This window comes from Kitasatospora sp. NPDC059648 (genome assembly GCF_042734825.1).
In the GTDB taxonomy this organism is placed as follows: Bacteria; Actinomycetota; Actinomycetes; order Streptomycetales; family Streptomycetaceae; genus Kitasatospora.
The window spans coordinates 149,019-159,058 of the sequence record NZ_JBHWDU010000011.1; the positions used below are offsets into that span (position 1 = coordinate 149,019).

Below are 10,040 nucleotides of genomic sequence, written 5' to 3' on the forward strand. Positions count from 1 at the left end.
GTGGCACGCGGACCGGCCGTCCCCCTGTCGATCACCGTCAGGCCGCGGCGACCAGCACCCCGGCCGGCTCCAGGGCCAGCTGGAGCACCTCGCGCACGTCCGCCACCGGGTGGACGGTGAGCCGCTCCAGCACCTCGGCCGGGACGTCGTCCAGGTCGGCCTCGTTGCGCTTGGGGATGATCACCGTGGTGAGGCCGGCCCGGTCGGCGGCGAGCAGCTTCTGCTTCACCCCGCCGATCGGCAGCACCCGCCCGGTCAGCGACACCTCGCCCGTCATCGCCACGTCGGTGCGCACCTTGCGGCCGGAGAGCAGCGAGGCCAGCGCCGTGGTCATGGTGATGCCGGCGCTCGGCCCGTCCTTGGGGACGGCCCCGGCCGGGACGTGCAGGTGCACGCCGCGGTCGCGCAGAGAGGTGACGGGCAGCTCCAGTTCGGCGCCGCGCGAGCGCAGGAAGGAGAGCGCGATGTGTGCGGACTCCTTCATCACGTCGCCCAGCTGCCCGGTCAGGGTGAGCCCGGTGCCGCCGGTCTCGGCGTCGGCGAGCGAGGCCTCGATGTAGAGGACGTCGCCGCCGGCTCCGGTGACCGCGAGGCCGGTGGCCACGCCGGGGACGGCGGTGCGCCGTTCGGCGGGCTCCTGAGCGGACTCCGGCACGTGGTGCGGTCGGCCGATCAGGGCACGCAGGTCCCCCGCGCCGACCGCGGCGGGCAGCTCGCGCTCGCCCAGCTCGGCCTGTGCGGCGATCTTGCGCAGCACCCGGGCGATCGAGCGCTCCAGGGTGCGCACGCCCGCCTCGCGGGTGTACTCCCCGGCGAGCCTGCGCAGCGCCTCCTCGTCCACGCTGACCTGGCCGTCGCCGAGCCCGGCCTTCTCCAGCTGGCGCGGGAGCAGGTGGTCGCGGGCGATGACGACCTTCTCGTCCTCGGTGTAGCCGTCCAGCCGGACCAGCTCCATCCGGTCGAGCAGCGGCTCGGGGATGGCCTCCAGCACGTTGGCGGTGGCGAGGAAGACGACGTCGGAGAGGTCGAGCTCGACCTCCAGGTAGTGGTCCCGGAAGGTGTGGTTCTGGGCCGGGTCCAGCACCTCCAGCAGGGCGGCGGCCGGGTCGCCCCGGTAGTCGGAGCCGACCTTGTCGATCTCGTCGAGCAGGACGACCGGGTTCATCGAGCCGGCCTCCTTGATCGCCCGTACCAGGCGGCCGGGCAGCGCGCCGACGTAGGTGCGCCGGTGGCCGCGGATCTCCGCTTCGTCCCGGACACCGCCGAGGGCGACCCGGACGAACTTGCGGCCCATGGCGCGGGCCACGCTCTCGCCGAGCGAGGTCTTGCCGACACCGGGCGGGCCGACCAGGGCGAGCACCGCGCCTCCGCGACGGCCGCCGACCAGACCGAGCCCCTGGTCGGCCCGGCGCTTGCGGACGGCCAGGTACTCGACGATCCGCTCCTTCACGTCGGCGAGGCCGGCGTGGTCGGCGTCGAGCACGGCGCGGGCGCCGGCGATGTCGTAGGCGTCCTCGGTGCGCTCGTTCCAGGGCAGCTCCAGGACGGTGTCCAGCCAGGTGCGGATCCAGGAGCCCTCGGGCGACTGGTCGGAGGAGCGCTCCAGCTTGTCCACCTCCTTGAGCGCGGCCTCCCGCACCTTCTCCGGGAGGTCGGCGGCCTCGACCCGGGCGCGGTAGTCGCCCTCCTCGTCGGCCGGGTCGCCGTTCAGCTCGGCCAGCTCCTTGCGGACGGCCTCCAGCTGGCGGCGGAGCAGGAACTCCTTCTGCTGCTTGGCCACGCCCTCCTCGACGTCCTTGCGGATGGTGTCGTTGACCTCCTCCTCGGCGAGGTGGTCGCGCAGCAGGGTGAGCGCGTACTCCAGTCGGGCGACCTGGTCGGCCTCCAGCAGCACCTTGAGCTTCTGCTCGGCGGTGGTGAAGGGCGCGTAGCCGATGTTGTCGGCGAGCTCGCCGACGCCCTCGATCTGCGCGACCCGGTCGACGATCTGCCAGGCGCCGCGCTTGCGCAGCCACTGGGTGGACAGCGCCTTGTACTCCTTGACCAGATCGGCGGCCCGCCCGGCCACCGGCATGCCGACCGAGGACTCCCGGAACGGCGTGGTCTCCACCCAGAGGGCGGCGCCGGGGCCGGTGGTGCCGACCCCGATCCGGACCCGGCGCACGGCGCGCACCAGGGCCGCGGGATCGCCGTCGGCCAGCCGGCCGACCTGTTCCACCGTGGCCAGCGTGCCGACCGCCGCGTACGAGCCGTCCACCCGCGGGACCAGCAGGACCTGGGGCTTGCCGGAGCCGGCGGCCGCGGCGCGGGCGGCCTCGACCGCGGCGCGCACCTCGGCGTCCTTCAGGTCCAGCGGGACGACCATGCCCGGGAGCACGACCTCGTCGTCGAGCGGCAGCACGGGCAGGGTGAGCGGTGTGGACGTCGATGCCATGATCTCTCCCCAGTCAGCGAACTTGAGTCGACCTGACTAAGCCTCCGCGGGCCCCGGATGTTCCCGACACCTTGTTCGCCGTCAGCGAACGCCACATCGCCGGAGCAACGAGGAGGAGGCGCCGTCAAAAGGAGGCGGAGAGAACGGCCCAAGAGGGCCCGGGCGTCAGCGCGCGGCGGACGGACGCGCACCGGCCCGCACCGCCGCGGCGGCCGAGGAGGCGGCGGAGCCGGCTGCCGGGGCCTGGGCCGACCGGGTGCGCGGCCGCGGCGGGCGCCGCTCGATCCGCCGCAGCCAGCGCGACAGCGCCACTCCGCTGAGCACCGCGACCGGGTGTCCCACGGCCGTGACCACGTCCTTCTCGGTGGCGATCTGCTGGGCGATCATCAGCCCGACGCCGCCCAGCGCCAGCACCCGCCCGCGCCAGGGCAGCAGCCCGGCCACCGCGCCCAGACAGGCGAGCACGCCGTAGCTGACCCCGATGTCCAGGTGGTCCATCGCCTCCGGGGCCATCCGCCCGGCCTCCACCGCGGCGATCACCACGCCCTGGGAGAGCAGCGTGGCCGTCACGTGCCCGATCGCGAACACCGCCGCGGCCCGGCCGGCGCCGACCCTGCGCTCCAGCGGGGCCAGGGTGAAGGCGAAGCCCCACAGGTAGGGCATCCACACCTCCCCGGCCACCCAGAACCCGCTGAGCACGAGGGCGCGCAAGGGGTGCTGGAGCAGGTTGTGGCCGTCCGAACTGGAAGCCTCCCGCAAACGCCGGACGAGTTCCGGATCGGCGATCCCGGCGAAGGTGGTGGTGACTCCCACCACGGCGAGATATCCGAGGGTGAAGGGAGTGCGGCGGGGCGTCGGCACGCGTTCCAGCAGCCATTCGAAGACGCCGGTGCGCAGTCCGTACCGGAGCATTCCGTACGGCACCCCCGCGGGCGCGCTCCGGACGGCCTCCCGCCGCAGTCCCGCCATGCCGCCTCCGCTCCACGCCCGCCGACACCGGTGCTCGCAGGGTGCCCAACGTACCGGCGCGTGCGCCGGATTCCGCCCGGCGGGGCGTTGTCGTGGCCACGGTACGTCGAGGTTCTGAGAGGCACCTGGGAAAAGCCCGTGAAGACCGTAGCTGGGGGGAGCCGCCGGAATCCCGGCATTGGTCCGGACCTACTTCCCATTAACGCGTCAGTAGGGCCTCTGACCGGCGACTTGGCGTCAATTGGACTGCATACGTACCGTTACGCAGAGAAAATTCGCCGGGTAAGGTAGCGGCCCGTGCCCACTCATGCGGTGGGTCCACGGGCGGCCGGACAGCCGGTCCACGGGCCGGAAACGTCCGGTCCACCTGCCGGAAAGCACCCGCTGTCCGTACGCTGCGATGTGCGTGGGAGAAGTGGACGGGAGACCATCCGTCCGCACCGACTCCCGGGCGCGCGACGGGACGGCGGACCCGGCACAGTCCACGACGGAACAAGACTACGAGCGGAGCCCCGCCATCCCCACAGGTGGCCGGCCCGCAGCCCTGGGGGCGGTGGCGTGACCGTGACAGAAATTCAGCAGGACAACCCCAACACCGGTGGCACGGTGAGCAGTCAGCGCAGAGTGCTGGTGGTGGAGGACGAACCCACGATCGCCGAGTCGATCGCGGCCCGACTGGGCGCGGAGGGGTTCAAGGTCGCCGTGGCCCACGACGGCCCCGGCGCGGTGGACGGCTTCCACACCTGGCAGCCGGACCTGGTGGTCCTGGACATCATGCTGCCCGGCTTCGACGGGTTGGAGGTGTGCCGCCGGATCCAGGCCCAGCGCCCGGTCCCGGTGCTGATGCTGACCGCCCGCGACGACGAGACGGACCTGCTGGTCGGCCTCGGCGTCGGTGCCGACGACTACATGACCAAGCCGTTCTCGATGCGCGAACTGGCTGCCCGGGTCAACGTGCTGCTGCGCCGCGTCGAGCGCGCCCAGCAGGCCGCACGCACGCCCGCGCTCGGCAGCCTGCGCTTCGGCGAGCTGGAGATCGACCACGTCCAGCGCCGGGTCCGGCTGGCCTCGGGCGACGTCCACCTGACACCGACCGAGTTCGACCTGCTGGCTTGCCTGGCCGCCCAGCCGCGCGCGGTGCTCACCCGCGAGCAGCTGCTGGCCGAGGTGTGGGACTGGACCGACGCGTCCGGCACCCGCACCGTCGACAGCCACGTGAAGGCGCTGCGCCGGAAGATCGGCGCCAGCTGGATCCGCACCGTGCACGGCGTCGGATACGCACTGGAGGCCCCGCTCTCCTGACGGGGGCTTCGGGCGACGGGCCGCCGGGGGGCCCGTGTCCCGGCACCGCCGTGACACCACGCGGGGATCACAGGGACCAATGACCTTTCCACAGCAACGCAACGGGGACGCCGACGGCGCGCGCCCGCAGACGCTGGCCGCACGCGCGGCCAGCCGGGTCTGGGCCGACATCCGTCCGCTCGACCCGGTCCGGTCGATCAAGGGCAAGCTCGCCCTGCTGGTGATCGTCTCCGTTTTCCTGGCCACCGGGATGGTGGTCGTGGCGATCCGGTCCGAGACCCAGATCCGGATCATCATGGTCTTCTCCATGATCGCCTCGCTGCTGTTCATGCAGTTCCTCGCGCACGGGCTGACCGCCCCGCTGCGCGAGATGACGGCCGCCGCACGCGCGATGGCCTCCGGCGACTACAGCCGCCGGGTCGAGGTGAACTCGCGCGACGAGATCGGCGAGCTGGCCGCCGCCTTCAACGGCATGGCGGCCGACCTCCAGGCCGCCGACCGGCACCGCCGCGAGCTGGTCGCCAACGTCTCGCACGAGCTGCGCACGCCCATCGCCGCGCTGCGCGCCGTGCTGGAGAACGTGGTGGACGGCGTCGTGCAGCCCAATCCGGCGACGCTGGAGGCCGCGCTGGAGCAGACCGAGCGGCTCGGCCGCCTGGTCACCCACCTGCTGGACCTCTCCAAGATCGACGACGGCGTGGTCGACCTGGACGCCCGCCCCTTCGAGGTGCGCGAGTTCCTGGACGGCGTGCTGCGCGGGGTCACCGTGGACGGCGCGACGGCCGGCGGGGCGTTCTCCCGGCGCGGCGACGTCCGGCTGGCCCTGGAGGTCAGCCCGGCCGGCCTGACCGCCGTGGCGGACCCGGAACGGCTCCACCAGGTGGTCGCCAACCTGGTCGACAACGCCTGCAAGCACTCCCCGCCCGGCGGCACGGTGACGGTGCGCGCGAGACCGGACGGCGAGGACGGCGGCCTGCTGCTGGAGGTCCAGGACGAGGGTCCGGGCATCCCGCCGGCGGACCGCGGCCGGGTCTTCGAACGGTTCAGCCGCAGCGGCACCGCGACCGCCGCCGGCCCGGGCGCCGACGGCGGAACCGGGCTGGGCCTGGCGATCGCCCGCTGGGCGGTGGACCTGCACGGCGGGCGGATCGCCGTCGCCGAGTCGCCGCGCGGCTGCCGGATAGAGGTCCGGCTGCCCGGACAGCCCTGAGCGGGCCGGGACATTTGTCACAGATCCGACACAGACGCACACGAAGATCGTCTGCGGATCACTCTGGATCTTTGTCCGTTTTCGCCCCGATTTAGGGGGCGATCGGGCCCGATCGCTTCCCCTCAGACACGGCTTTCTAACGCACTTTTTCAGCCAATCTGCAGGTCAGGACTGTGATCTGGGCGACGCCTGGGGCCCGGGGACTGCGCGATCACTGGTCAGGGGCGTAGCCTTAATCCCCGCTGTCCAAACATCCCAAAAGGAAGCGGAAGAGGGCGGTTGCCGCCGTGTCGCCACAGTCCCCTGAAACCCCCAACAGCTCGGCAAGCTCCACTGGCTTCGGCCCCAATGAGTGGCTCGTCGATGAGATCTACCAGCAGTACCTCCAGGACCCGAACTCGGTCGACCGAGCCTGGTGGGACTTTTTCGCCGACTACAAGCCCGGTACCGAGGTGACCCCAGTGACCCAGGCCGCGACCCAGGCCGGCCCCACGCCGACCCCTGCCGCTGCCCCTGCGCCCGCCGCTGCTGCTCCGGCCGCGCCCGCCGCCCCGGCCGCTCCGGCCCCGGCTGCCGCCCCGCTCGCCGCCGCGCCCGCCGCGCCCCCGGCCCCCAAGGCCGCCGCCGCTGCCCCGGCCACCGCCGCCGCCCCGGCCGGCCCCGAGCTGGTCCAGCTCCGCGGCCCGGCCAAGGCCGTCGCCAGCAACATGGACGCCTCGCTGGAGGTGCCGACCGCGACCTCGGTCCGCGCCGTCCCGGCGAAGCTGTTGATCGACAACCGCATCGTCATCAACAACCACCTGCAGCGCGCCCGCGGCGGCAAGGTCTCCTTCACCCACCTGATCGGTTACGCCCTGGTCCAGGCCATCAAGGCCGCCCCGGGCATGAACCACAGCTACAAGGTGGAGGACGGCAAGGCCTTCCTGGTCAAGCCGGAGCACGTCAACCTCGGCCTGGCCATCGATCTGGTCAAGCCGAACGGCGACCGCCAGCTGGTCGTCGCGGCCATCAAGAAGGCCGAGACCCTCGACTTCTTCGGCTTCTGGCAGGCCTACGAGGACATCGTCCGCCGGGCCCGTGCCAACAAGCTGACCATGGACGACTTCACCGGCGTCACGGTCTCGCTGACCAACCCCGGCGGCATCGGCACCGTGCACTCCGTGCCGCGCCTGATGCAGAACCAGGGCACCATCGTCGGCGTCGGCGCCATGGAGTACCCGGCCGAGTTCCAGGGCTCCGCCCCGGAGACCCTGTCCCGTCTGGGCGTCTCCAAGATCATGACGCTGACCTCGACCTACGACCACCGCGTCATCCAGGGCGCGGCGTCCGGCGAGTTCCTGCGCGAGATCCACCGCCTGCTGCTCGGCGAGAACGGCTTCTACGACGAGATCTTCGAGTCGCTGCGGATCCCGTACGAGCCGGTCCGCTGGGCCACCGACGTCGCCACCACCCACGACGACGAGGTCAACAAGACCGCCCGCGTCATGGAGCTGATCCACTCCTACCGGGTCCGCGGCCACCTCATGGCCGACACCGACCCGCTGGAGTACAAGCAGCGCAAGCACCCCGACCTGGACGTCACCACCCACGGCCTCACCCTGTGGGACCTGGAGCGCGAGTTCGCGGTCGGCGGCTTCGGCGGCCAGAAGATGATGAAGCTCCGCGACATCCTCGGCCTGCTGCGCAACACCTACTGCCGCACCGTCGGCATCGAGTACATGCACATCCAGGACCCGAAGCAGCGCAAGTGGCTGCAGGAGCGCCTGGAGAAGCCGTACGCGAAGCCCGAGCGCGAGGAGCAGCTGCGGATCCTGCGCCGGCTGAACTCGGCCGAGGCCTTCGAGACCTTCCTGCAGACCAAGTACGTCGGCCAGAAGCGCTTCTCGCTGGAGGGCGGCGAGTCGCTGATCGCCCTGCTGGACGGGGTCATCGACTCCGCCGCCGAGCACCGCCTGGACGAGGCCGTCATCGGCATGGCCCACCGCGGCCGCCTGAACGTGCTGGCCAACATCGTCGGCAAGCCGTACGGCAAGATCTTCGGCGAGTTCGAGGGCAACCTCGACCCGAAGTCGATGCACGGCTCCGGCGACGTCAAGTACCACCTGGGCTCCGAGGGCACCTTCACCGGCCTGGACGGGGAGACCATCAAGGTCTCGCTGGCCGCGAACCCCTCCCACCTGGAGACGGTCGACCCGGTCGTCGAGGGCATCGCCCGCGCCAAGCAGGACATCCTGGACCAGGGCGGCACCACCTTCCCGGTGCTGCCGATCCAGATCCACGGTGACGCGGCCTTCGCCGGCCAGGGCGTCGTCGCGGAGACCCTGAACATGTCGCAGCTGCGCGGCTACCGCACCGGCGGCACCGTGCACGTCGTGGTGAACAACCAGGTCGGCTTCACCGCCGCCCCGGCGTCCTCGCGCTCCTCGATGTACTGCACCGACGTGGCCCGCATGATCGAGGCCCCGATCTTCCACGTGAACGGCGACGACCCGGAGGCCGTGGTCCGCGTCGCGCGGCTCGCCTTCGAGTTCCGCCAGGCGTTCCACAAGGACGTCGTGATCGACCTCATCTGCTACCGCCGCCGCGGTCACAACGAGGCCGACAACCCGTCGTTCACCCAGCCGCTGATGTACGACCTGATCGACAAGAAGCGCTCGGTGCGCAAGCTGTACACCGAGGGCCTGATCGGTCGCGGCGACATCACCATGGAAGAGGCGGAGCAGGCGCTCCAGGACTTCCAGGGCCAGCTGGAGAAGGTCTTCGCCGAGGTCCGCGAGGCGGCCCAGGCTCCGGCCGACACCACCACGGGCAAGCCGGTCGCCGACTTCCCGGTCTCCATCCAGACCGGCATCTCCCAGGAGATGGTCAAGCGGATCGCCGCCTCGCAGGTCAACTTCCCGGACTGGCTGACCGTCCACCCGCGCCTGCTGCCGCAGCTGCAGCGCCGCGCCGCCTCGGTCGAGGACAACACCATCGACTGGGCGATGGGCGAGACCCTCGCCATCGGCTCGCTGCTCATGGAGGGCCACCCGGTCCGCCTGGCCGGCCAGGACAGCCGCCGCGGCACCTTCGGCCAGCGGCACGCCGTCCTGATCGACCGCAAGACCGGCGAGGACTACACCCCGCTGCAGTACCTCACCGAGGACCAGGCCCGTTACACCGTCTACGACAGCCTGCTGTCGGAGTACGCGGCCATGGGCTTCGAGTACGGCTACTCGCTGACCCGCCCGAACGCGCTGGTCATGTGGGAGGCGCAGTTCGGCGACTTCGTCAACGGCGCGCAGACCATGGTGGACGAGTACATCGCCTCCGCCGAGCAGAAGTGGGGCCAGCACTCCGGCGTCGTCCTGCTGCTGCCGCACGGCTACGAGGGCCAGGGCCCGGACCACTCGTCCGCCCGCCCGGAGCGCTTCCTCCAGCTGTGCGCGCAGGACAACATGACGGTCGCCATGCCGACCCTGCCGTCGAACTACTTCCACCTGCTGCGCTGGCAGGCGCACAACCCGCACCACAAGCCGCTGATCGTCTTCACCCCGAAGTCGATGCTGCGTCTGAAGGCCGCGGCGAGTGCGACCGAGGAGTTCCTGTCGGGCTCGTTCCGCCCGGTCATCGGTGACACCACCGTCGACCCGGCGCAGGTCCGCAAGGTGGTCATCACCTCCGGCAAGTTCTACTACGACCTGGCGGCGGCCCGGACCGAGCGCGGCATCACCGACACCGCGATCGTCCGCATGGAGCGGCTCTACCCGCTGCCGGTGGCCGAGCTCCAGGAGGAGCTGGCCCGCTACGGCGACGACGTCCAGTTCGTCTGGGCGCAGGAGGAGCCGGCCAACCAGGGTGCCTGGCCGTTCATCGCGATGAACCTGGTCGACCACCTGCAGGTCGTCATCGGCCGCAGCGGCGGCGACGCCCGTCTGCGCCGCGTCGCCCGCCCCTCGGCCTCGTCGCCGGCCGTCGGCTCGGCCAAGCGGCACGGTGCCGAGCAGCAGGCGCTGATCGAGGAGGTCTTCGCGCTCTGACGCGCTGAGACCCCGCACCGCCGACACGCCCGCGGCCACGGCCACGAACCACAATGGCGCAGCCCCCGGGACAGTACACCAGCCCGCAGCCGGACGTGCCCGGGAA

At 71.7% G+C, this 10,040-nt stretch carries 5 protein-coding genes; 3 read left to right on the top strand and 2 right to left on the bottom strand.

What is annotated here, in order from left to right; genetic code table 11:
- Nucleotides 1–37: 37 nt before the first annotated feature.
- Both lon and ACFV1W_RS10190 read right to left on the bottom strand, forming a co-directional pair.
- Nucleotides 38–2,434, bottom strand: a complete 2,397-nt coding sequence (lon, locus tag ACFV1W_RS10185) for an endopeptidase La (protein ID WP_380414886.1) — start codon at nt 2,432–2,434, stop codon at nt 38–40.
- Nucleotides 2,435–2,599: 165 nt separating this feature from the next.
- On the bottom strand, nt 2,600–3,403 hold the full coding sequence (locus tag ACFV1W_RS10190) for a rhomboid-like protein (RefSeq protein WP_380414888.1): 804 nt from the start codon (nt 3,401–3,403) through the stop codon (nt 2,600–2,602).
- Between the two features lie 564 nt (nt 3,404–3,967).
- Between ACFV1W_RS10190 and ACFV1W_RS10195 the strand changes: the two genes are divergently transcribed.
- The 3 genes from ACFV1W_RS10195 to ACFV1W_RS10205 all read left to right on the top strand — a co-directional run bounded on the left by ACFV1W_RS10195 (nt 3,968) and on the right by ACFV1W_RS10205 (nt 9,934).
- Nucleotides 3,968–4,705, top strand: a complete 738-nt coding sequence (locus ACFV1W_RS10195) for a response regulator transcription factor (RefSeq protein ID WP_094742879.1) — start codon at nt 3,968–3,970, stop codon at nt 4,703–4,705.
- Nucleotides 4,706–4,784: 79 nt separating this feature from the next.
- The gene (locus ACFV1W_RS10200) at nt 4,785–5,915 is read left to right on the top strand and encodes a sensor histidine kinase (RefSeq protein WP_380414890.1); all 1,131 of its coding nucleotides are present in this window, start codon (nt 4,785–4,787) and stop codon (nt 5,913–5,915) included.
- Between the two features lie 287 nt (nt 5,916–6,202).
- Nucleotides 6,203–9,934 carry a multifunctional oxoglutarate decarboxylase/oxoglutarate dehydrogenase thiamine pyrophosphate-binding subunit/dihydrolipoyllysine-residue succinyltransferase subunit gene (locus ACFV1W_RS10205; RefSeq protein ID WP_380414892.1) on the top strand — a complete coding sequence of 1,244 codons (3,732 nt, stop codon included), beginning with the start codon at nt 6,203–6,205 and terminating at the stop codon, nt 9,932–9,934.
- Nucleotides 9,935–10,040: the final 106 nt, after the last annotated feature.